Here is a 22,095-nt window from a genome sequence, read left to right as displayed (position 1 = left end):
ATGCTGTTAGTGAATCGTCTTTTTACCAAACTGACCACCGAATACATCATGTACGTCCGTAATAGTGATAAATGCATTTTCATCCTTTTCATACACGATATCTTTCAGCTTGGTAATTTCCAGACGCGTTACTACTGAGTATAACACTTTTTTAGGTTGTTTTGAATATCCACCTTCACCATACAACACCGTGACACCGCGCCCCAAGCGATGCATGAGCACTTCGCCGATAGCTTCCGGTTCATCGGTAATAATCATAACGCCCTTGGATTCTTCCAGACCGGTAATGGTAATATCGATCATCTTATAAGCAATGAAATAGGCAATCAATGAATACATAGCACTGTTCCAGCTATAAACAAAACCGGCGGCCCCTAAAATAAAAAGGTTGAAGCCCATTACAATTTCACCGACGGAAAAAGTACTTTTCTTATCCAAGATAATAGCTACTACTTCTGTACCATCCAAAGAGCCCCCGTTGCGTATGATGAGACCAACCCCGATACCGAGTATGATACCACCGAAGATACTTCCGAGGAAAGGATCGATCGTTACCGGATTGACCTGATGCATCAACAGCGAGAACAGGGAGATACATAAAATCCCGAACAAGGTGGCAATGGTAAATCGTTTACCGATGAGCTTATACCCTATATACAAGAACGGTATATTAATCAGGACTACAAAAAAACTGAAGGAGTATCCCGATAAGGTAGCTGCCATCAAGGATATACCGACTACGCCACCGTCGATAATATGATTCGGTACCAAAAATACATCCAGTCCGAATGTGTAAACCGCGGCACCAATGATAATCATAATGTATCGCAGTACATAGTCCTTCCATGTTAAATTTTTCGATCGTTTATACGTAGCTGCCATAGAGCCCCTCCTTTTGTAAAAATCGTTCTCCAATTATCCAAGCAGTGAAATCGTCTACCGGTTCCGGCGGATAGAGCATGCCGCGAGGAACAAATCGTTTTAATCCCTTCGGCGGATTATAATCCCAATACCGCTTGCGCGCTTCTTCCGTCGTATGTGCTTCATCGGTAAGTGCCGCCGGTAACTGCGCCTTAGCAGCTACTCGCTGCACTACGGTAAACAGCTTCTTATGATTGGTACCGTTACCGCACACCAAATGTGTTACCCCGTGATTATCCGATTGCGCTCGTTGCACCATAGCCATCAATGCGTCCTCTAAGGTTTGACTGGGAACAATCTTTTTTTCGTACAACGTGCCATCATAAGAAAGACAAGCTATCCCCGTTTTTTCATTACCCGGATCAACCGCTATAATCAGCATACTATCCGCTCCTTTCAAAAATCTGTGCTTTTCTATTGTAACATAAAATCTCGATACAAAAAAACCGTCATAGCTGTAGGCGTGATCGTTGTCGATCATCTGCTTACCGCTATGACGGCTCCCATCGTATTTCGTTATTAACTTACTATATCTTACCGATGAATTTTCAATTCGATTTGTACCGGTCCATCGGTGTACGTGTCCTCACGGGCAATCGCTTCTAATTTGACCGGCCCGTTTATGTCTTCCAACTGACGAATGGTTTCAAACAGTTCATCCCCCGGCAATGATCCTACATCACCGCTCAACGGATCCGGTAATACACCTTTCGATTTTGCTTCTGCATTGACTGCCTTTAAGAAAGACAACACTGCATACTGCGCATCATTTCCGCCTTGCACGACACTGCTGTATATAACATCGCCGCGGTGGAAAATCTGTGCATACGGATACGCACGAATCTCTGCTAAGGCTGCTTCGCCATATATAATATTGGCTGCCGCACTGATGCGAATCGTCATCGGTTCCTTCGATGCCGCAATCTGTTTCGCCACTTCTTGCACATTGGCACGGCTTACATAGATAACCGTCTTATCGTCATCAATGCCCAATCGTTTTAGGATTAAGCCATTCGTGTCGTTAAGAATATGCGCAATCGCCGCTTCGCTTTCTGCTTCCGTCAAATTCGGACGCACCAATGCACCGGACAGTACTTCACCAACGCGGAATAACACCGTGCCTTCACGCATTTGTGTAATCCCTTCTTCCAAGCTCTTCATCGTCACCTGTAGGTCGGATATGTGGGATTCCAAATTTTTACGTTCTTCTTCAAGCCCTTTAATTTCCGATTGAGAATTAGCCAGCTTTGCTTCGGCTTGGGCGTACGCATCCTGTACGGATACTAATTGCCCGCTCATGGCATCACGGGCTGCCCGCGCTTCGTCAAGTTCGGCTTGCGTAGCTTGAATATCTGCTTTCACGGTAGTTAATTCTTTTGTTTTCGCTTCGATATCCTTTTTACTTTGTTCCAATTCCTTATTCTTGGATTCAACACTGGCATTAAGGGCTCGCATTTCTTCCTTCAGCTGTTCCATCCCGAATAAAGCGGTGCGCACATTCTGGGACGCAATACTTAAAATTCCCAAGGTAGCCGCTGCGATAAGAATACCTGTAACAATCGTAACGATAATGGAGGTATGCTTAGGCCGCAGCCCGAATAGTGACATCCGTCGCTTGCCGATTTTAGTTCCTAATTTATCGCCGATAAAGGCAATAATACCACCCATAATCGCGACTATAATAATGATGCGTAAGCCTACAAGCATAGTAACCTCCTTTCGTTATTTAGAAACGCGCCAGTTAAGCCATAAACCGGCGATAACGCCCAAGGTGTCAGGAATGGCCGCCGCTACTAACGGCGGTAATACATTGCCTTTACCGAGAGCTGCCGTAAAGGTCATAACTCCGTAATACACAAATATAATCAACACACTGAGTCCAAATCCGATAGACGAACTGGATCGCTGTTTTTGTAATCCCAACGGCGCACCGACCAAAGCAAATACAAAGCTGGCAATAGGAATGCTAAACCGCTGATACATTTCCATTTCCAATTTAGTCGTGGATACATAATTGGATTTATACGCATCAATTTGATGACGCAATTCTTTAATGGTCATTTCTTCCGGATCCCGTTGCTCTTCGGAAATCTGTTTCGGATCCTTGGCAATGGGAAGCACCTGTTCTTTAAAGTTCATAGTGCGTTCGATGCCGGATCCGTTTTGCGCCAAATCATAGATAACGCCGTCGTGCATAATCCAATAGCGACCGTTCCAATTTGCCGTATTGGCACGTTCCATCTGTGCTACTTCGCCATTATTAAAGATTTGCGCTGCTATGCCCGTCAACTGCTTTGTCTTCGGATCATACTTCTGCGCATACACCAGCGTATTGATTTTATCGCCATCCATTGTTTTTAATACAATATGTGTTTGCGCTTGCGGCGTCACCTGCTTTTTGATTTCTTCCCGGATTATCGTCTGATACGCGTGCGTACATGCCGGCACTACATATTCATTAAACGCAACCGCACCGATGGAAATAAGAAACGCCGTAATATAGATAGGCATAGCTAATCGCAAAAAGCTAAGACCGCCGGCACGCATTACCACAATCTCACTAGTGCTGCTCAATCGCCCGAAAGTAAGCAGCGATGCCAACAACACTGCCATAGGGAAGGTAAGCACCACGATTGACGGCAACGACAGTACAAAGGCTCTCGTAACTGCCCAAATAGAGGCCCCGTATTCCGTAATATATTGTGCAATACGGAACAAGGTTCCGGTACCTACAAATATGCTGGTGAAGGCAAAGATACCGAATAAAAACGGTCCGATGAATGCCTTTAGCATATATTTATCAAGTATACGCAAAACTGTAATGCCTCCATTCCTTACATTCTAAAGTCCTTACCCAAATAGAATTCGCGAGCAATCGGGCTATCCGCTACTTCATCCGATGTGCCTTCCAATAAAATTTTACCTTCATTCAAAATGTATGCCTTGTCAACAATCCCCAATGTTTCCCGCACATTGTGATCCGTAATCAGCACGCCGATACCGCGCTGCTTAAGATGACGGATAATCGACTGAATATCGGCTACCGCAATAGGATCGACACCGGCAAAGGGTTCATCCAACAGAATAAAGCGCGGTGCCAACGCTATACAACGGGCAATTTCTACACGGCGACGTTCACCGCCGGATAGCTGCATACCCATGCGCGACCTTACATGATCGATATGAAACTCTTGCAATAAAGAATTCACTTGTTCTTCAATTTCTTTCTTCGATAGCTCCGTAGTCTGCAGCATAGCTCTTAAATTATCTTCTACCGACAATGACCGAAAGATAGATGCTTCCTGCGGCAAATAGCCGATACCTTGCCCAGCTCTTTTGTACATGGGCATCATAGTAATTTCTTTATTACTGATGAAAATATCTCCGGCACTGGGCTTTTCAATGCCCACAATCATATAAAAGGTAGTAGTCTTGCCGGCACCGTTCGGCCCCAACAAGCCGACTACTTCACCTTCCTGTACGCGAATACTAACGCCGTCAACTACATTACGACCCTTGTACGTTTTTACTAAATTCTTCGTTTCTATATACATGGCCATTCCTCTTATTGCGGTGTAATGACAAGCGTACTGCGACCACCCATGGTCTGTACGGAATTATCTTTCATTTCCAGCTTCAACTGCGGTGCATCAAGGACATTCCCGTTCTGTACGGCGTGTGCGTTGCCCGTTAAATAAGCTACGCCGTCTTCCTGTCCCGGCGTCTGCGTATATACAGCGCTGTCCGCCGTAGCATTCAAGTTATGCTTAGCACTAAACAAGGTAACATTTCCTTTAGCGTTGGCTTTAATTTGATTCATCCAACCTTCAATATAATCACCGGTCAGTACCGAATCCTCCATTACCAATTTGCCATTGCCATTAACCACACCGTAATCGGTAGAAGTATTATAGGTAACTTCATCGCCGTAGACTTGCTTATTATCCTTCTGTAAATGTACGTTGCCGGTTGCTTTGAATTCGTCATTATGATAGCTATGTACTTCTGATGCTGCCATAGACATATTCTGACCAATCATGCTAACACCGCCGGTAAGAATACCTTCTTCGGTTTTGGTATTGTACCACCCGGAAGCACCTGTCATAGTCTTATCTTCACGGGTAATAACAACGCTTCCTACCGCATCGGCACGGCCTGTCTTACCATCGTACGATAATGTATCGGCGGTAATTGTCAAATTCGTAGTCGCTGCCCATACCGGTAGCACCAAGCAGGAAGCCACTGCTACCACAGCAGCTATTTTATTTCGTTTCTTCACTGTTTTTCCTCCTGTTACTGCTTAACCAATTTTGCATGACCCAGCGCCGTTATTTTTTCCAACACCGTATCAGCTTTTACTTTATCACCGGTAATCGTAACATCTTTATTAACCAGTGTAAATGCACCGGCAGATGTCAACTCATGCTTTTTATTGTCAAAGACAAGGGAATCTGTCGTAAAATTCGCTCCCTCTGTATTGACAGCCTTTACCCCGCCGGCCAACTCAAAGGTGCTGCGATCGCCGGCCATATGACCGCGCGGTGCGGTTACTGTCATCACAGTATCTCCTTTATAATATTTGGCTTCCAAATCCGTTGCGTATAATTCGCGCGTTTGCGGGTTTAATTTCATACTTTTAGCTCGCAATGTCCAAACTAATTGATTGTTCTCTACCTCTTTTAACTCCGAACCGTCAAAGGTAACCAGGTTCCCCTTCGGTTGCGTCGGATCCTCATCCTGCGGTGTCGTGCCGCTCATGAGGTACCATATAAAGCCGCAGAGCCCAAGCAGTAGTATTACTACCAATGCTAGCATCTTTTTATTTTTTAGCATGTACGGCCTCCCTAACCTTCAGCTTGTGCTCAATATCTACAATTTCTGGAATCTTCGTGTTCCACCGATGCTGGAACCATAACCACTCATCGGGATGTTCACGGATAAAGGCTTCCGTTACCCGCACGGTCTCTTCCGTCAATCGATACATATCTTCCTCTTCATTTCCCGTATCCTCATAATACAAAGGCGGTAAAATATGAACGATATGTCCGTTTTCTTTGCGAGAAGTAAACACCGGTACTACCGGCGCTTTAAATTTTTGCGCAAAGGTAGCCGGTCCTAACACGGCCGACGAATCCTGTCCGAGGAACATAACCGGTACACCTTGGAATCCGCCGTCTTGATCGGCTAAGAAGCCTAATAATTTTTTCTGCTTCATTGCCTTTACGGCGCGAATCATTTCCGATCCGCCGCGCGCAAATACTTCAAGCCCTACCATTTCACGGTATTCATTCATAAGACGGGTAAATTGTGCATTCGGCTGCTTCTTTACAATAGTTGTCGACGGATAACCATGCGCAGCCAAGGCGGCCCCCATCCACTCCCAGTTACCCACATGAGCAGTGAGAATAACGACGCCACGCTTTTCCGCCAACGCTTTATCCAGGTGTTCCGTACCACGCATTTCAATATGCTCGTAAATAAATTCTTTCGTTAAATTCGGCATATATAAAATTTCCATAGCAGCACGGCCCATATTTTTGAACAATCGTTCAATTAATGCCGTTGCCTCCTGTTCATTCATGGAGAGCCCCAGCATAATATTTTTAATACCACGCTCTTTTTGCTTTTTTCCAAACAAAGAGTACATCGGTCCGATAGTAGCTCCGATGCGAAGTATCGTGCTGTAAGAAAGCTTACATGTCATACGACTTAGCCATTTCAACGTATTATATTGCCATTCGTTCGACATGCGGCACGCACCTCCTTCCACTATTGTCCATATGCATATATTTCTCGTTCATAATCCTCTACCAGGCGATTCCATACGCCTTCTCTTTTTAAGATATATTCTACCGCTTCACGCACGGCCCCGCAACCACCGGAAGCCTGTGTAATATAGTCGGCTCTATTTTTTACATCGGTCACGGCATTTGCCGGAGCAATGGCAAGACCTACCATGGCAAACGCTCCCAAATCATTAAGATCGTCTCCCATATAGGCGATAGCACTTGCATCAATACCGGTTTCTTTCATCAATTCACGGATAGCTTCACTTTTATTGCTGCTACCCATTCTGAGAAAATCAAATTTAAGTTCTCCTGCTCGGCGCTCCACCATCGGCGAAGTCCGTCCCGTAATAATCCCCAAGCGCAAACCGGAGCGTCTCGCCAATGCCAGTCCCAAGCCATCCTGTGCGTTAAAGGCTTTCATCTCTTCTCCGGAGGATGTATAAATTAATTTTCCATCCGTCAATACACCATCTACGTCTAATAATAAACACTGTATTTTCATCATACGATTCCTCGGCGCAACAAATCGGTAATATGTACAAGGCCTAAGCACATGCCATCATCGTCCACTACGGGAAGCACCGTAATCGGGCGCGGTTGATTCTTTTCCATACGATGCAACGCTTCTGCTGCCAGTTTATCCTTGGTAATCGTACGCGGCATAGACGTCATCATATCTTCTACGGGCCATTCCAAGAAATTGCTTCCCGAATCGAGACCACGACGTATATCACCATCAGTAACCAAGCCTATGAGACGACCTTCTTCATCCACAACATTAGCTGCTCCCAAGCCTTTATCCGTCATTACAAACAGAGCATCCTGCACCGTAGATCCTTTATGAACAACCGGATTATTATCACCGCTATGCATAATATTTTCTACGGTCAACAGTAATTTACGCCCCAAGGATCCACCCGGATGGAAAACAGCGAAGTTCTCCGGCGTAAAGTGGTGTCTGTCTAACAAGCATACAGCCAAGGCATCGCCCAGTGCCAAGGCCACCGTTGTACTGGTTGTCGGAGCCAAACCTAAAGGACAGGCTTCCTTTTCAACTTCGACTAACAAAACAATATCCGAATTTTTAGCCAAGGTAGAATTGCGATTTCCTACTACACTAATCAATTTGGCTCCGATGCGACGAAGCGACGGCAATAAGCTAACAACCTCTGCCGTTTCACCGCTGTTAGAAAAAGCAAGCACGATATCCTCGCTCGTTACCATGCCTAAATCGCCGTGCACACCTTCACCGGGATGTAAGAATAATGCCGGAGTACCCGTACTTGCCAGTGTAGCCGATACTTTTCTGGCGATGTGTCCGGATTTTCCCATACCGGTACACACTACACGACCTTTAGAGCCCAATATCATCGTCACTGCTTCTACAAAGCTGTTGTCCAACGTGTCAATGAGTTTTTCTATTGCTTGTGCTTCTTCATGGAGCACCTGTGCTGCTTGTTCTAATACATTCATGGAGCCAATCTCCTTTTAGCCTTTAACTATAGTATCAATTGCCTTTAAATCACGTAATATTGCTTCCAAATCATCGAGGCGAACCATATTCGGTCCGTCGGACAGCGCTTCTTCCGGATTATCATGAACCTCCATAAAGAGTCCGTCCACACCGGCACCTACCGCTGCACGGGAAAGGAAGGGAACAAATTCGCGTTGCCCCGAAGATTTTGTACCTGCCCCGCCCGGAAGCTGTACGCTATGGGTAGCATCAAAAATAACCGGATAACCAAAGTCGCGCATAATCGGGAAGGAGCGCATATCTACCACTAGGTTGTTATAACCAAAGCTTGCACCGCGTTCGGTAAGCATAAGGTTTTCATTTCCTGCTTCTTCCATCTTCTTTAATACGTTAATCATATCCTTCGGTGCCATAAACTGCCCTTTTTTCACATTAACGCATTTTCCTGTTTTAGCGGCACCGTACACTAAATCAGTTTGACGGCATAAGAACGCCGGAATTTGTAACACATCCAACACGTCTGCAGCCGGTTCGATTTGTTCCACCGAATGGATATCACTGACTACCGGGACCTGAAGTTCTTTTTTAATGTGCGCCAAAATTTTTAAGCCTTCTTCGAGTCCGGGACCACGGAAGGAGCTGTAGCTGGAACGGTTTGCCTTATCAAAGGAAGCCTTAAAAATATACGGGATACCCAGGCGATCACAAATTTCCTTTGTACGGTGACCAATCATCAATGTGCGTTCCGGATCCTCGATAACGCAGGGTCCTGCCAACAAAAACAGTCCTTTGCCACCGCCTACCGTTAAGTTACCTATTTTCACTTCTTTCATTCGTATCTACCTCATTTTCCGTTATTTATTATACCTGTTGTTCTTTAAAAATACGATTAACTAATGCTAAATCTTCCGGTGTATCAACACCAACAAAGCGAGACTGTGTAGGAATTACACGAATAGTATAGCCATTTTCCAAGGCTCGTAACTGTTCCAATGACTCTGTCTGTTCTGCCGGTGTAGGTTCCATCGTTGCGTATTGTAGCAAAAAAGGTTTGCTGTATGCGTAAATACCGATATGTTTAAGAGGGCTATTAACAAAATTATGTCGCGGATACGGTATAAGGGAACGAGAAAAATACATGGCATCCCCTTTTTTATTACAAACCACCTTTACTGCCGATGGCTCATTATATTCTTCCTCCGTCAAAAGAGCACCTACCGTCGCCATGTGCGGCGCATCGTCCGCAGCAAACAAATCGGCTAATTCGTCGATTAATGTAGGCTCGATTAAGGGTTCATCACCTTGTACATTGATGATGACATCCACATCCGCTAATCCTTCCGCGACTTCCGCCAATCGATCGGTACCCGTCGGATGATCGTTTCGAGTCATAACCACCTGTCCGCCGAAGGACACTACCGCATCATATACGCGCCGGTCATCGGTAGCTACAATAACCGCATCCGGTCGCTTCGCCTTACTTACTCGTTCGTAAACCCGTTGAATCATAGGTTTACCGGCAATATCTGCCAATGGTTTCCCCGGCAATCGTGTGGAACCATATCTAGCCGGAATTACGCATACAACCTTCATTAATCGTCAGCTCCTTTTATATTGTCCAGTACTTCTTGCACTGCTTTTTCATTGCTTGTAAATTGTATACCGATTGCTAATACGATAATCGGTAATTCGGTCTTACACTCGGAAAGTACGGCTGCTAATTTTACGGCATCTTTTTCCGTCACAGCTATCGCCTCTGCACCGGCTGCCTTCGCCTCCGTCACGGCTTGAAACACATCATCGCGACTGTAATCATGATGATCGCCAAAGGCCTTCATGCCGATTACATCATAGCCGGCTTCCTTTAAGGTACTCACAAAAGATTCCGGCTGACCGATGCCGCTGACGGCCCATACTTTTTTATCTGTATATGATTGCAAAGGAACCAAGGCTTCTCCCTTGGCCCATGCTTCTAGCTCGGAAACACCCACAGGACTGTGCACGGTTTCCGCCAAAGGAATCGTAGGAGCCAATTCTTGTAAGCGTTTTCTCAACACTTCTAATGTCGACGGAGAAACCTGGTTTGTCTTCGTCAAGATAAGCAGGCTGGCCCGCGTTAATCCGGTAAGCGGTTCACGCAAGAGTCCTCTGGGCAATACATGGTCATAGCCGAACGGATTGGCTGCATCAATCAAGACAATATCAACGTCTCTATGCAAGGCTCGATGCTGAAAGCCATCATCCATAACGATAACGTCACTATGTAATTCCCGTATGGCCAGTTCTGCGGAAGTCACCCGCGAACGGCCGATAAGAACGCTACCTTGTTGTAGTCCCCGAGCCAACAGCCAAGCCTCATCACCGGATATAGACGGCGTTACTCGGTATTCACCATTGTGTGCTACTACCATACTCTGCTTGTTATCTGCTGCTTTATAACCTCGACTGACAACAGCCGGATGAAATCCGCGCCGTTCCAACTCGCGGCATAAATAGGCTACCATCGGCGTTTTTCCTGTTCCGCCGGCGGTGATATTCCCTACACTGATGACCGGTGCATTTACACGGCTTACCTTTTGCCCCTTATCGTATGCGGCATTTCTTTTATTAACACCATAGGCATACAGCTTGCTAAGCAACAGTAAGCTTCCTCGAGCCAAAGCTCCCAAGGGGCCGCTTTTTTTACCACTAATAATTTGTTTAAATAGTGCTTCCCCTTCCATAGGTTGCCTCCTCCGATTCACATTCTTGTTATGGAATAATTTGATGCTCCTCAAAAAGCTTACGCAGCTCTTCCGTGTTTCGCTGTGTAGCTCCTCGATTTTCCCGTACCAGTTCTAAACAGTTACGACTCATTTCTTCACGCAATTCTTTGTTGTGACACAGTTCTAACATGGCATCTAACAGTTCTCGTTTATCTTTTACCATACGGCATGCATTGCGAGAGCTTAACAGCGCATAAATTTCTTTAAAATTGAACATGTGCGGCCCTACCAAAATCGGTTTCCCATGAGCAGCCGGTTCCAAAATATTATGACCGCCGGTGCGAACCAATGAACCGCCGACAAAAATAATATCACCTAAGCTGTACAGCCGACCTAACTCACCGATAGTATCCAATACAACTACCGGTGTGCCTTCATGGACCGGCTCCGTCATCTGACTGCGACAGATAGCTTTAAGCCCCTGCGCTTCGGCCAGCTCTTTTACATCATGTCCGCGCATAATTTCACGCGGTGCTATGAGAAGCCGAGCTCCCGGAAATTCCTTTAAAATAACTTTAAAGGCAGACAACACACTTTCTTCTTCCCCTTTATGGGTACTGCCGGCCACGATAATAGGATGGTTACATCCGAAACCGAATTCGTGCTGCAACGCTTCTTTGTCTTCCTTCGTTACCTGCGCGTAGGTTTGGTCATATTTAGTATTGCCTGTTACCGTGATGTGGTTCTTATCGGCTCCCAGAATATTAATATATTCCGAGTCAATCTTGGACTGCATACAAAATTTCTCTATGGATCCCAACATCTCCCGCGTAAACGATTTGATAAACATGTATCGATGCATACTGCGATCGCTGATTCGTCCGTTTACCATCATTACCGGAATCTTTTCTTTCTCTGCAATGCGCAAAAAGTTTGGCCAAATCTCAGTTTCCACCAGTAAAATCGTTATCGGCTTTATCAAATCAAGAATACGTCGGGTCAAAAACGGTAGATCCAACGGGAAAAATATAATTCCCTCTGCTTCCGGAATAATCCGATGCGCCATCGCATGTCCTGTAGCCGTAACCACCGAAACAACAACAACGGCTTCCGGGAATTTTTTCTTAATGTCCTTGACGATAGGGCTCGTTGCCACTATTTCTCCCACAGAAGCAGCATGCAACCATATAGCGCGTCGTCCTTCAATTTTCTTCATTAACGAATCCGGCATAAAACCGGCACTTTGTTTAATACGCTCATAAAAGCCTTCTTCGAATGTCAGTCGATACAAGATGACAGGAATCAGACCGATCCAATAAATAATGAGCAGTATATTATATATCCAATACATTCCCGTTACCCTTTACTCGCAAATTGAACAGAATAGAGATGTTGGTATAACCCGCCTGCCGCTACTAATTCGTCATGGGTACCGGACTCTACCAACTTACCTTCACGGAGTACAACGATTTGATCGGCATTTTTAATGGTGCTGAGTCTATGAGCAATAACGAATGCCGTACGTCCCTGCATCAATCGCTCCAATGCCTCTTGCACCAACTTTTCACTTTCCGTATCCAGTGCCGAAGTGGCTTCATCCAAAATCAAAATCTTCGGATTCTTTAAAATAGCTCTGGCAATCGCAATGCGCTGTCTTTGTCCGCCGGATAAGGAACTACCTCTTTCACCGACCAAAGTGTCCATGCCCTCCGGCAATCGTTCGATGAACTCCAACGCATTGGCGGCCTTTGCCGCTGCATATACCTCTTCATCCGTTCCGTCCAAGCGACCGTATAAAATATTATCTTTAATGGTTGCATTAAAAAGCATCGTTTCTTGCGGTACTACGCCAATCTGCTCGCGCAGCGATTGGAATGTCACATCCCGTACATCAATGCCATCAACGGTAATCGCACCTTCTGTAGCATCGTAGAAACGGGGCAATAAATTAGCAATCGTTGTTTTTCCCGCACCGGACGGCCCTACAATGGCCACCACTCTACCGGCCGGAACATCCAACGAAAAATCATCCAACGCTTTTTTCTCACCGTCGTAACTGAATGATACATGGTCAAATCGCACGCGACCATCTACTTCGGGTAATACAATGGCATTGGTTTTCTCCACGACTTCCGGTTTTGTATCAAGAATCGCAAATACGCGATCGCCGGCAGCCATAGCCTTTTGAATATTACCATACACCTGACTTAATCGCTTTACCGGATTGGAAAGGTTAATAGCATAAATCAAAAAGGCAATCAATGACCCCGCCGTTATAGCACCGGTGACAACAGAATAACCGCCGTACCAAAGTATTACGGTAACGGCTATTGCCGCTGAAAATTCAACTAACGGACTGAGAAGACTTGTAAGCTTCGTAGCTCGCATTACTGCTCGGAAATTACGTTGGTTTTCCCGTTCGAAACGCTGCACCTCATACCCTTCGCGGGCAAACGAACGCACCACCCGCGCACCGGATATGGTTTCCTGTAGTAAGGAGGTAATATCCGCTATACGCCCTTGCACGTCATGACCTGCTATGCGCAGCCGTTTACCGAAAATATTAATAATTCCCAGCACTACCGGCACGATGACCAAGGTTACCAAGGTGAGCTTCCAGTCTAAGTACAACATAGACACCAATGAACCGATAAGCGTAACCCCTTCGGTAATAAAGGACACCAAGTTGTCGACAATCGCCGATTGCAACGCCGCCACATCATTGGTCAAGTTACTCATGATGACGCCTGTCTTGCGTCTATCATAATAGGCTTGATCCAGTCGCTGCAGATGCTTAAACATAGCTTCGCGAATGTCGATAATAACACGCTGTCCGATATACGACATCGTATAGGTTTGTCCATACGTGGCAAATCCGCGAACCAAAAATACGACCAAAATAGAAATGACCACTAAATTCAGCATGTACATATTTTTTTCGGCCAATACCTTATCCACTACATTTTTTATAAGCCAAGGTACAACCAAGTAGGCGGCTGCCGCTATAATCATGCAAACCAGTCCAAAAATCATTCGGCCGATATATGGCCGTACATAAGTTAATAATCGTTTGTAGCTACCCATCTATCGTCCTCCGCCAGCAACTTCCGCAATTACCTGCGCTACGCGCAACACCGCTCCCGGTGCACCTAGGGCTTCTTTTACCTGCCGCAGTTCTTCTTTCATCGTCGAATAGACTTCGGGATTATCTACAATGCGACACAACTCGGTATGCACATTAGCGGCTGTCACGTCGCCTTGAATCAATTCCGGAATGACGCGATGACCGGCCACGATATTAGGCAGTCCTACATCGGGAATCGATACCAACAGTTTCGCCAATGCATAGGTTACGGCAGATAAGCGATACAATAACACGGTAGGCACATTCATCAATGCCGTTTCCAAAGTCGCCGTCCCCGAAGCCGCCAAGCATACATCACAAATTCCCATTAAGTCATAGGTATGGCCTTCCGTAATTGTAACCGGCAAATCAAATCGACAGATGCGCTCTTCCAATAGCTCTCTATCAATCGTATGCGCCCGCGGTACAAAGAAGCGAGCATTCTTATGCGTCGCATAGAAGCGAGAAGCACCGTCCAACATAATGTCCAACAGTCCTATTACTTCCTGCTTACGGCTGCCCGGCATAAGCAATACATTGCATGTATCCTCTGCAGTGCCAAAGTATTCATAAGCTGCCGCTTCGCTCATAGACGGCTGCACAATATCCACTAAGGGATGTCCCACAAACTCTACGGGCACATGGAACTCTTCATAGGCTTTGGCTTCAAACGGAAAAATCGAAGCCACCTTGCTTACATATTTCGCAATATCCTTGCCGCGACTTTTATGCCAAGCCCATATTGTCGGCGCTATATAGTACACCACGGGGATTCCCAGCTCATGTGCTACCTTAGCTAGCTTCATATTAAATCCCGGATAGTCAACGCAAACCACAACATCCGGTTTTTCACGCATCATAGCCTCTTTCAAAAAGCGACGAAGTTTAAAAAATTCCGGTAGTGCTTTCACGATCTCTACAATGCCAATATAGCCGAGATTTTTTATGTCATATATAATATCAACGCCTTGTGCTGCCATGAGATCGCCACCCATGCCGAACATGGTCACGTCGGGACAGATCTGGCGAAGTGCTTTTGCTACACTTGCCGCATGCGTATCACCGGAAGCTTCGCCGGCTGAAAACATTACCTTCATTCGTTACTCCTCATCCGGCCCTTCAACGGCACAAATAACAATACCTTTACGATTGGCTAATTTCAACACATCTTCCTGTTCTACAAAGATGGTGCGATGTGCCTCAATAGCTAGCACCTTACATTCTCCGGCAATCATGGATTCAATTGTTCGAAGGCCCACGGCCGGTACATCAAACCGTACGTCTTGCTCAGGCTTCGCCGTCTTAACCACTACGGCATCGCCACGTCCTAACTCACCGCCGCGGCGAATGCAGGCATCCGTACCTTCAATAGCCTCGATGGCCATAACCGCCAAATGCTTTACGACTACCGTTTGACCGATATCAAGGCCACCCATTTGCTTCGCCACTTCAAAACCAAAACGAATATCTGCCAACTGTTCCTCGGTAGGCTGTTTTTTGGTTAACACCCCCGGTGCCGGCATTAAAGACTTCATATATTTTGTTTGGTCAGCTACCTGAATGCCTTCCTTTGCCAACTCATCGACGATAGCCAGCATGATGGTGTCATCCTTTCGGTTACGCAAAGAGCTTAAAATTTTTATGGCTCGCATGTCAGGCATACGAAGTCCTTTAAAAAGTAATTCCTTCGTTACTTTCCCCAACATGGTAATTTCCGTAACACCTTCTGCATGAAGTGTTTTGAATATGGTATTTACTTTAGCAACATTGATTTCATAGTACGCCTGTGCTTCCTCCGCTAACGCAGGATCCGTATCGGGTATCAGGGCAATGACAACCACTTCGTAACCCGCTGTTTGTGCAGCGCGCATAAACTCTACCGGCAGCTTGCCAATCCCTGCCAACAAACCAACTTTTGCCATTTCAGCCTCCCAGTCATGTATCATCTAATTATATGAAAGCGCATTGCTTTCCATACGCAACAAAGCGTTACACTCTATTATATCAAATAATTATCTAATTTTTAATAATATTTCCCCTTGGCTTACCGTTCAACAAAAAAGGGACCACCAATGATTCACGTATTAAATCACTGGCTAAGCCCCTTAATGTTTAATCGCGACGCGTACGCATAATACCGCGATCGGCATTGCGCAAGAAGCGCAATAAATTTTCAATTTCAACCGATGAATTCAGTTGCAGTTCCATTTCTTCAATAGCCCGCGACAAACTGAACCCGGACCGGTAAATAATACGAAATGCTTTTTTCAATTCATGACGTACTTCTTCGGAAATACCGGCACGCGATAGCCCTACCGAATTGAGCCCGATAACACGAGCCGGCTGACCATCGGCAATCAAATACGGCGGAATATCCTGCACAACCTTTGCCATACCACCGACCATCGCATTGCGACCAATCTTTACAAATTGATGAATACCGGCAATCCCGCCGATGACAACACGATCCTCAACAACAACATGACCAGCTAAGCCTGCACAGTTACTCATGATAACATTATTACCAACAATACAATTATGAGCTACGTGAGTACATGCCTGAAATAGACAGTTGTTACCGATACGCGTTTCCTCACCTTCGCCGGTAGCTCGACTAATGGTAACAAATTCGCGGATCACCGTTTCGTCTCCGATATTACAAAAGCTCTTTTCACCTTTAAATTTTAAATCCTGTGGCTCCAACCCAACGGAAGCACTCGGATAGATTTCACAGTTCTTACCGATGGTTGTCCACCCGCCGATAACAGCGTTAGCACCAATCTTTGTGCCATCACCGATTACCACATTCTCGCCGATAACCGCACCGGGGCCAACGATAACGCCTTTTCCCAACTTGGCATCAGGATGAATTACGGCACTGCTATGTATATTTGAAGTAGCATTTTCCATGCCAACTACGATCATCTATGTCACTCCTTACTCTGCCGAGACGGCGACTTTTTACTCTTGTTTATAGAGTCGTGTAAAAGCTATAAAAAGTGAACTTCCAATTTAAGCTATTTCCCCGCAAAATAATCAAATTCTCAGTCTATTCATATACTTTTACTGATATTGTACTTTATTTCTACGTATTTCTTATTTATCTTCGTGTTTAACTAAAGCAAACATGTATTCGCCACTGGCTACCAGTTTGTCGCCTACATAAGCGCGGCCTTCTACCTTGCCCATGCGGCCTTTAATCTTAACGATATCCACTTCCATACGTACCGTATCACCCGGTTTAACAGGATGACGAAAACGTACCTTATCAATACCGGTAAACATCGGAGTCATTCCTCTGTTTTCTTCAGGATACAGAAGAGCAATGCCGCCTACCTGCGCAATCGCTTCCGTAAGCAATACACCAGGCATAACCGGATTGCCCGGAAAATGACCTTGGAAAAACAGTTCGTTAAAGGTTGCGTTCTTAATACCTACAGCGCGTTTCATCGGTTCCAATTCAATGATGCGATCCACCAATAACATAGGGTAACGATGCGGCAAAATCTCCATAATATCTTCAACAGTCAGAATCATTGTATTAGTCCTCCTTCATTTCATCCAGTATTTTATGTGCTAACGCCGAATTCAGCGCATGACTAGACTTTACAGCAATAATATGACCAGTGATAGGTCCCAGTAAAAATAAGTCCCCCAAGATATCAAGAATTTTATGGCGCACTAATTCATCATCAAATCGTGGCACGGACAAGCAAGTTTCATCATCATATACCAATACATTATCCGTATTGCCGCCCTTTGCCAATCCCATCGCCTGCAGTTGTTCGATTTCTTTAACAAAACCGATGGTTCGCGCCGATGCAATCTCCGTATCAAATACGTCCGGCGTCACCGTAAAATCTGCCTGCTGCGTTCCCAATAAAGGATGCGGATTAATAGACGTAAACGTAACGCGCAATCCATCGTAAGGCATAATGGCAATAAATTTATCACTGTCATATACGGCATGTGACTGTTTCACATGATATAAGGTTCGCTCTGCATCCAATGTTTTGATGCCGGCGTCCTTCATCAGACCTACAAAAACTTCTGCACTACCATCACCGACCGGTGGTTCCGGTGAATCGAGCTCAACATAACAGTTATCTATTTCCAACCCATAAAAGGCAGCTAACAAATGCTCCACAGTTACTACTTTGGCATCGCCGTTTTCCAGCGTTGTTGCTCGCATAGTATTTGTTACGTTCTCTGCTACTGCTTTTACGCAGGGAGCACCCGGTAAATCCGTTCGCACAAACACTATCCCCGTATTGGCTTCAGCCGGCTTTAATGTCATCGTTACCGGTTGGCCACTGTGAAGGCCGGTCCCCTTATACTGAATCTCCTTGCACAAGGTTTTTTGTTGCAGTATCATCAGGGTCCTCCTTTCTCCGAATTCATATCCATGTGATAATTCGTTCTCTATTATATCTCATATACATAGTCTTGTACAAGAAAAAAATATCGCAGCCCTCAGGGTCTATCTTTTATACCCTAAGAACTGCGATATATTTTTACATGTTAAACGGAAATGCTATCATCCATTCTCTATCATTTCATTGGATCTGGAGGAACCTCAATAGAGTCCGCATAATAGCGGCGCGTCCACTTCCATCGATTGTGAAGCCAGAACCAATCTTCCGGATAGCGACGTATGTAATCTTCAATCCATTCATTTAATTTTGTCAGCGTCACTGCGGTATCTCTTTTTTTATCGTCTGTATGCTCCGCATAAAACGGTGCCGATACCGTAATAATATGTTTCTTCTTGTATTCATCGTAATGAATCATCACCGGAATAATCGGCACATCCTTCATACGCCCCATCACAGCCGGACCGACCGGTGTCAATGTTTCATAGCCAAAGAACGGTACTAAGATGCCTTTATCTCCCGGGTCCTGGTCCATAATCAAGCCAATCATACTTCCCTTTTGAAGTTCCCGAACCATTTCACGCACACCCGTTTTATAGGTAACATGCTGATGCATAAGCTCTCTGTATTCATTAATGAAACGATCCGCATCGCCATTTTGCTTCATCGCTACAGAGATCAACGGATACCCTTCGGATGCTAAAATACCACCTAAAAGTTCCCAGTTACCACTGTGAATCGCCATCAACACAGCACCGCGACCGTCTGCCTTTGCATCGTCCAAATATTCGCGGCCCACCATTTCAAACATATCTTTGTATGCGCCGTCTTTAATTTCCGGGTAGCGTAAAACATCGATCATCATGCGACCAAAACGAGTTGTACTCTTCTTGGCAATGCGTTTGGCCTCTGCCGGATCCTCCGTGATTTTACAGAATAATATCTGACCGATAGCCAACCGACGACGCTTCGGCGGCAGCAGCAGCCAAGCAAGCTCGCCAATTATACTGCCGATAGCGTACTGCAAGCTATGCGGCAACATACATATGAATGCACTGAAAAGCTTCATAAACCTATACATATGTCAGTTACTTACCCTCCAATTGCTCCTTTAAGCGTGCCACTTCTTTTTCCAGTTTTTTAACCGTTTTTGCCATATCCGGCAATCTCGATTGATATGCTTCAATCTTAAGCCATTCCTTATGCGGCCTCATCGGGTACCCTGCATACAATCCGTCAGACGGTACATTACCGATAATACCGGTCTTGCCGGCAAAGGTTACATTATCACCGATCGTGATATGCCCGGTACAGCCGGTTTGCCCCGCAAAAATAACATGATTACCGCACTTCGTGCTGCCTGCAATACCGACTTGGGCAATCAAGAAGCAATCTTCACCGATTTCAACATTGTGGCCTAAGTGCACCAAGTTATCTATCTTCGTACCGCGACGCACCAAGGTAGATCCCATCGTTGCATTATCGATACATGAGCAAGATCCTACTTCCACATCGTCTTCCAAAATAACATTACCTACCTGCGGAATATGTGTATGGACACCATTCTCCGTAGCAAAGCCGAAGCCTTCACCACCGATAACCGCTTTTGCACGCAGTACTACACGTTTACCGATGACGCAGTTTTCGTGTACGATAGCCCCTGTATAAATAACCGTATCATCACCGATGCGCGTGTTGTGACCGATATACACATACGGATGCAATACCACATTATCGCCAATAATCGCATTATCATAGACTACACAATAAGGCCCGATGCTTACATTTTCGCCAATGGTAACATTTTTGCCAATAATAGCCGTTTCGTGAATCCCCTTTGGAAAAACTACCGGCGGGTGAAACATCTCCAAAATCTGTGCAAAAGCTACCTTGGCATTTTCCACCACGATAAGCGGCATCGGAGCACCTTCAACAGGTGCCTCTACTATAACAGCCCCGGACTTTGCCTGTGGCACAAATTCACAATACTCTCCAATGGCGAAAGAAATCGCCTGCGGCGCGCCTTGATCCAGGCTGCGCGTCTCTTCAATCACCTTAGCTCCATCACCGATGACGGATCCGTGAACCGCCTTTGCCAGTTCTTCTACCGTGTATTTCACCCTGAAAGTCTCCCTTCGATTCTACTGCTTATTATTTCTGCGCATTATCTGCATTACCACTTTGCCCATTGCTATCTGCTTGTTTCTGAGCATCGCCGTCTGCCTTCTGTCCATCGTCAGTCTTTACTTTACCCATTTTTTCCAACAATTCATTGGTCAAGTCAGTGCCACCGCTCATAATTGCACCCTTTTCCATGACTGCGGTCATACCTTTTTCTTTTGCCAAGGCATTTAAATTACTGTCCACAAACGTACGGAACTCTTTACCCATAGCCTGCTGGTAAATATCAAATTCTTGTTTAGCCTTCATCTGTGTCTGGGCGAATTCTTCTGCTGACTGAGATTGCTGTGCCTGTGCCAAGCGCTGTGAAATTTCTTCATACTTCGCTTTGATTTTAGCTTCCGCATCATGACCTTTCTGACTTTGTGTCATCAATGTCTGCATATCTACATAGCCGATTTGTTCCTGTGCTCCGCATCCGGCTACCAATCCTAAAGAAAGTACCATCATAGCTGTAGCTAACATTCGTTTCGTTCGTTGTGTCATTCTGTCTTACTCCTTTTATTCATAGGATGCGATAATCGCATCCGTAATATCTACGCCTTTAATATTGCTAACCTCATTTGTGACTACCAGTGTTAATCCACGTGACTCGGCTACTACCGCCGCCCGAGTTCTGATATCTTCCAGAATCGCCTCATGCATCGCATCTACGGCTTCCTTTTGTCTATCCAAACGAGTTTGCCATTCTGTATTCCAAGCCACCGGATCGGGCAATGCATTCTGCTGCATATAGGCATCGGCTTTTTCTTGAATCATAGATTGACGACGCTTTGCCAACTCTTCATGCAGTGACTTTGCGTACGCTTCCAATTCTTTTTGCCCTTCATCATGAAGTGGCTTGAGGGCCGCATTCACTCGCGCCTCCAACTCGTTAATCGCTGCGTTAGGTGCTATCTTTCGCTCCGCCAACAATCGATCAAGCTCCGCCTGTTTGGCGGCAATCGCCGCATCTTGCGCCGCTGCTTGTTCCTCATTCACCGTCGGCGCTTTTGTTAATGTAGTCAATTCCAACTGTAAATTAACAATCCGCAAATCAACTTCATTGGGCGCTACCTTCATTTCCTTTTGGTACGCTTCCAAAAGCTCACGTCGTTTGTGTGCCAGCTTCATATTAAGCGCTTCCTGTTTGGCCTCAATTTTTGCTGCCAATTCAGTATTCAAAGAGTCGGTCAGCGCTTGATCGCTTCCGATATTTCGCAATGCCAACGCCTGCTCCTGTGCTTTATCGGTCAGCCCCTGCTGCTGCGCCTTGTATTCCGCTTCGATTTTACTGTATTCATTTTTTAACGCTTCATACTGCGCATAAGAAGGATGCAGCGGGACCACCTTATCCAGCTTAACTACACCGACAACCACCGGCTTTGCATCATTTACTTGCTTTTTTCCTAAAAAGCCGTAAATAGCCATGGCCGCCACTAAAGCCAATACCACTACCAGTCCCAACAGCAACCATCGTTGTTTTAAGTTCATACTATCTCCTACCCGGCCGTAGGCCTGTTACTCACGATTGCTGTATGTGGTCAGT

Annotated in this window: 24 protein-coding genes; all 24 read right to left on the bottom strand. The window is 45.6% G+C overall.

All coding sequences use genetic code 11. From position 1 onward, the window contains the following. Window positions 1-6: 6 nt before the first annotated feature. The gene (locus Q5873_RS06625; protein ID WP_303059994.1) at window positions 7-882 is read right to left on the bottom strand and encodes a YitT family protein; all 876 of its coding nucleotides are present in this window, start codon (window positions 880-882) and stop codon (window positions 7-9) included. Next, window positions 866-1,303, bottom strand: coding sequence for a RuvC family protein (locus tag Q5873_RS06620; RefSeq protein WP_303059992.1), 438 nt, complete (start codon window positions 1,301-1,303; stop codon window positions 866-868). Before Q5873_RS06620 ends, Q5873_RS06625 begins: the two co-directional genes overlap by 17 nt. Before the next feature lie 152 nt (window positions 1,304-1,455). Continuing rightward, a complete protein-coding gene (locus tag Q5873_RS06615) occupies window positions 1,456-2,628 on the bottom strand; it encodes a DUF3084 domain-containing protein (protein ID WP_205087864.1) in 1,173 nt (390 codons plus the stop codon). Window positions 2,629-2,643: 15 nt separating this feature from the next. Beyond that, window positions 2,644-3,735, bottom strand: coding sequence for an LptF/LptG family permease (locus Q5873_RS06610; protein ID WP_205087865.1), 1,092 nt, complete (start codon window positions 3,733-3,735; stop codon window positions 2,644-2,646). Window positions 3,736-3,755: 20 nt separating this feature from the next. Further along, a complete protein-coding gene (gene lptB / locus Q5873_RS06605) occupies window positions 3,756-4,475 on the bottom strand; it encodes an LPS export ABC transporter ATP-binding protein (RefSeq protein ID WP_303059989.1) in 720 nt (239 codons plus the stop codon). 11 nt (window positions 4,476-4,486) lie between these two features. Continuing rightward, window positions 4,487-5,200, bottom strand: coding sequence for an LptA/OstA family protein (locus Q5873_RS06600; RefSeq protein WP_374014740.1), 714 nt, complete (start codon window positions 5,198-5,200; stop codon window positions 4,487-4,489). Window positions 5,201-5,214: 14 nt separating this feature from the next. After that, window positions 5,215-5,754 (bottom strand): LPS export ABC transporter periplasmic protein LptC, encoded by a 540-nt coding sequence (gene lptC, locus Q5873_RS06595; RefSeq protein WP_303059987.1) that lies wholly within the window; start codon window positions 5,752-5,754, stop codon window positions 5,215-5,217. Continuing rightward, a complete protein-coding gene (locus tag Q5873_RS06590) occupies window positions 5,741-6,670 on the bottom strand; it encodes a lysophospholipid acyltransferase family protein (protein ID WP_288190614.1) in 930 nt (309 codons plus the stop codon). The genes lptC and Q5873_RS06590 overlap by 14 nt, the downstream gene beginning before the upstream one ends. A gap of 20 nt (window positions 6,671-6,690) precedes the next feature. Continuing rightward, window positions 6,691-7,215 (bottom strand): KdsC family phosphatase, encoded by a 525-nt coding sequence (locus Q5873_RS06585; RefSeq protein ID WP_303059984.1) that lies wholly within the window; start codon window positions 7,213-7,215, stop codon window positions 6,691-6,693. Further along, entirely contained in the window at window positions 7,212-8,183 is a 972-nt protein-coding gene (locus Q5873_RS06580) for a KpsF/GutQ family sugar-phosphate isomerase (RefSeq protein ID WP_205087871.1), read from the bottom strand. Before Q5873_RS06580 ends, Q5873_RS06585 begins: the two co-directional genes overlap by 4 nt. 15 nt (window positions 8,184-8,198) lie before the next feature. Next, complete coding sequence (gene kdsA / locus Q5873_RS06575) at window positions 8,199-9,017, bottom strand: 3-deoxy-8-phosphooctulonate synthase (protein ID WP_303059982.1); 819 nt, start codon at window positions 9,015-9,017, stop codon at window positions 8,199-8,201. A 28-nt stretch (window positions 9,018-9,045) separates the two neighbouring features. Next, window positions 9,046-9,777 (bottom strand): 3-deoxy-manno-octulosonate cytidylyltransferase, encoded by a 732-nt coding sequence (kdsB, locus tag Q5873_RS06570; protein ID WP_303059980.1) that lies wholly within the window; start codon window positions 9,775-9,777, stop codon window positions 9,046-9,048. After that, on the bottom strand, window positions 9,777-10,907 hold the full coding sequence (gene lpxK / locus Q5873_RS06565) for a tetraacyldisaccharide 4'-kinase (protein ID WP_303059979.1): 1,131 nt from the start codon (window positions 10,905-10,907) through the stop codon (window positions 9,777-9,779). Before lpxK ends, kdsB begins: the two co-directional genes overlap by 1 nt. A 28-nt stretch (window positions 10,908-10,935) precedes the next feature. Beyond that, window positions 10,936-12,240, bottom strand: coding sequence for a 3-deoxy-D-manno-octulosonic acid transferase (locus Q5873_RS06560; RefSeq protein ID WP_028255053.1), 1,305 nt, complete (start codon window positions 12,238-12,240; stop codon window positions 10,936-10,938). Window positions 12,241-12,245: 5 nt separating this feature from the next. Beyond that, complete coding sequence (gene msbA, locus Q5873_RS06555) at window positions 12,246-13,973, bottom strand: lipid A export permease/ATP-binding protein MsbA (RefSeq protein ID WP_288300604.1); 1,728 nt, start codon at window positions 13,971-13,973, stop codon at window positions 12,246-12,248. Then, on the bottom strand, window positions 13,974-15,110 hold the full coding sequence (gene lpxB, locus Q5873_RS06550) for a lipid-A-disaccharide synthase (protein ID WP_303059977.1): 1,137 nt from the start codon (window positions 15,108-15,110) through the stop codon (window positions 13,974-13,976). 3 nt (window positions 15,111-15,113) lie between these two features. Beyond that, window positions 15,114-15,935 (bottom strand): LpxI family protein, encoded by an 822-nt coding sequence (locus Q5873_RS06545; RefSeq protein ID WP_028255050.1) that lies wholly within the window; start codon window positions 15,933-15,935, stop codon window positions 15,114-15,116. A gap of 190 nt (window positions 15,936-16,125) precedes the next feature. Continuing rightward, complete coding sequence (gene lpxA / locus Q5873_RS06540) at window positions 16,126-16,938, bottom strand: acyl-ACP--UDP-N-acetylglucosamine O-acyltransferase (protein WP_028255049.1); 813 nt, start codon at window positions 16,936-16,938, stop codon at window positions 16,126-16,128. Between the two features lie 171 nt (window positions 16,939-17,109). Beyond that, the gene (fabZ, locus tag Q5873_RS06535; protein WP_028255048.1) at window positions 17,110-17,550 is read right to left on the bottom strand and encodes a 3-hydroxyacyl-ACP dehydratase FabZ; all 441 of its coding nucleotides are present in this window, start codon (window positions 17,548-17,550) and stop codon (window positions 17,110-17,112) included. A 4-nt stretch (window positions 17,551-17,554) separates the two neighbouring features. Beyond that, a complete protein-coding gene (gene lpxC / locus Q5873_RS06530; RefSeq protein ID WP_303059973.1) occupies window positions 17,555-18,388 on the bottom strand; it encodes a UDP-3-O-acyl-N-acetylglucosamine deacetylase in 834 nt (277 codons plus the stop codon). Window positions 18,389-18,564: 176 nt separating this feature from the next. Beyond that, window positions 18,565-19,467 (bottom strand): lysophospholipid acyltransferase family protein, encoded by a 903-nt coding sequence (locus Q5873_RS06525; protein WP_205087878.1) that lies wholly within the window; start codon window positions 19,465-19,467, stop codon window positions 18,565-18,567. Between the two features lie 7 nt (window positions 19,468-19,474). Continuing rightward, window positions 19,475-20,506, bottom strand: coding sequence for a UDP-3-O-(3-hydroxymyristoyl)glucosamine N-acyltransferase (gene lpxD, locus Q5873_RS06520; protein ID WP_303059971.1), 1,032 nt, complete (start codon window positions 20,504-20,506; stop codon window positions 19,475-19,477). Between the two features lie 31 nt (window positions 20,507-20,537). Continuing rightward, window positions 20,538-21,053: an OmpH/Skp family outer membrane protein gene (locus tag Q5873_RS06515; protein WP_288191028.1), complete on the bottom strand. Its 516-nt coding sequence runs from the start codon at window positions 21,051-21,053 to the stop codon at window positions 20,538-20,540. A gap of 15 nt (window positions 21,054-21,068) precedes the next feature. Further along, window positions 21,069-22,040 carry a hypothetical protein gene (locus tag Q5873_RS06510; RefSeq protein WP_303059968.1) on the bottom strand — a complete coding sequence of 324 codons (972 nt, stop codon included), beginning with the start codon at window positions 22,038-22,040 and terminating at the stop codon, window positions 21,069-21,071. Between the last annotated feature and the right edge of the window lie 55 nt (window positions 22,041-22,095).

The sequence above is a fragment of the Veillonella magna genome (assembly GCF_959600285.1).
In the GTDB taxonomy this organism is placed as follows: Bacteria; Bacillota; Negativicutes; order Veillonellales; family Veillonellaceae; genus Veillonella_A; species Veillonella_A magna.
Note: the sequence above shows the minus strand (reverse complement) of the source record. Positions and strands in the feature narration are given on the sequence as shown.

Excerpts from the sequence above, each read along its gene's own strand:
- Q5873_RS06615 (WP_205087864.1), bottom strand. The coding sequence starts at position 2,628 with ATGCTTGTAGGCTTACGCATCATTATTATAGTCGCGATTATGGGTGGT.
- Q5873_RS06620 (WP_303059992.1), bottom strand. The coding sequence starts at position 1,303 with ATGCTGATTATAGCGGTTGATCCGGGTAATGAAAAAACGGGGATAGCT.
- Q5873_RS06545 (WP_028255050.1), bottom strand. The coding sequence starts at position 15,935 with ATGGCAAAAGTTGGTTTGTTGGCAGGGATTGGCAAGCTGCCGGTAGAG.
- Q5873_RS06590 (WP_288190614.1), bottom strand. The coding sequence starts at position 6,670 with ATGTCGAACGAATGGCAATATAATACGTTGAAATGGCTAAGTCGTATG.
- Q5873_RS06510 (WP_303059968.1), bottom strand. The coding sequence starts at position 22,040 with ATGAACTTAAAACAACGATGGTTGCTGTTGGGACTGGTAGTGGTATTG.
- lpxA (WP_028255049.1), bottom strand. The coding sequence starts at position 16,938 with ATGATCGTAGTTGGCATGGAAAATGCTACTTCAAATATACATAGCAGT.
- msbA (WP_288300604.1), bottom strand. The coding sequence starts at position 13,973 with ATGGGTAGCTACAAACGATTATTAACTTATGTACGGCCATATATCGGC.
- Q5873_RS06515 (WP_288191028.1), bottom strand. The coding sequence starts at position 21,053 with ATGACACAACGAACGAAACGAATGTTAGCTACAGCTATGATGGTACTT.
- Q5873_RS06580 (WP_205087871.1), bottom strand. The coding sequence starts at position 8,183 with ATGAATGTATTAGAACAAGCAGCACAGGTGCTCCATGAAGAAGCACAA.
- kdsB (WP_303059980.1), bottom strand. The coding sequence starts at position 9,777 with ATGAAGGTTGTATGCGTAATTCCGGCTAGATATGGTTCCACACGATTG.
- lptB (WP_303059989.1), bottom strand. The coding sequence starts at position 4,475 with ATGTATATAGAAACGAAGAATTTAGTAAAAACGTACAAGGGTCGTAAT.
- lpxB (WP_303059977.1), bottom strand. The coding sequence starts at position 15,110 with ATGAAGGTAATGTTTTCAGCCGGCGAAGCTTCCGGTGATACGCATGCG.
- Q5873_RS06560 (WP_028255053.1), bottom strand. The coding sequence starts at position 12,240 with ATGTATTGGATATATAATATACTGCTCATTATTTATTGGATCGGTCTG.
- lpxK (WP_303059979.1), bottom strand. The coding sequence starts at position 10,907 with ATGGAAGGGGAAGCACTATTTAAACAAATTATTAGTGGTAAAAAAAGC.
- Q5873_RS06585 (WP_303059984.1), bottom strand. The coding sequence starts at position 7,215 with ATGATGAAAATACAGTGTTTATTATTAGACGTAGATGGTGTATTGACG.
- lptC (WP_303059987.1), bottom strand. The coding sequence starts at position 5,754 with ATGCTAAAAAATAAAAAGATGCTAGCATTGGTAGTAATACTACTGCTT.
- Q5873_RS06525 (WP_205087878.1), bottom strand. The coding sequence starts at position 19,467 with ATGTATAGGTTTATGAAGCTTTTCAGTGCATTCATATGTATGTTGCCG.
- Q5873_RS06625 (WP_303059994.1), bottom strand. The coding sequence starts at position 882 with ATGGCAGCTACGTATAAACGATCGAAAAATTTAACATGGAAGGACTAT.
- lpxC (WP_303059973.1), bottom strand. The coding sequence starts at position 18,388 with ATGATACTGCAACAAAAAACCTTGTGCAAGGAGATTCAGTATAAGGGG.
- fabZ (WP_028255048.1), bottom strand. The coding sequence starts at position 17,550 with ATGATTCTGACTGTTGAAGATATTATGGAGATTTTGCCGCATCGTTAC.
- kdsA (WP_303059982.1), bottom strand. The coding sequence starts at position 9,017 with ATGAAAGAAGTGAAAATAGGTAACTTAACGGTAGGCGGTGGCAAAGGA.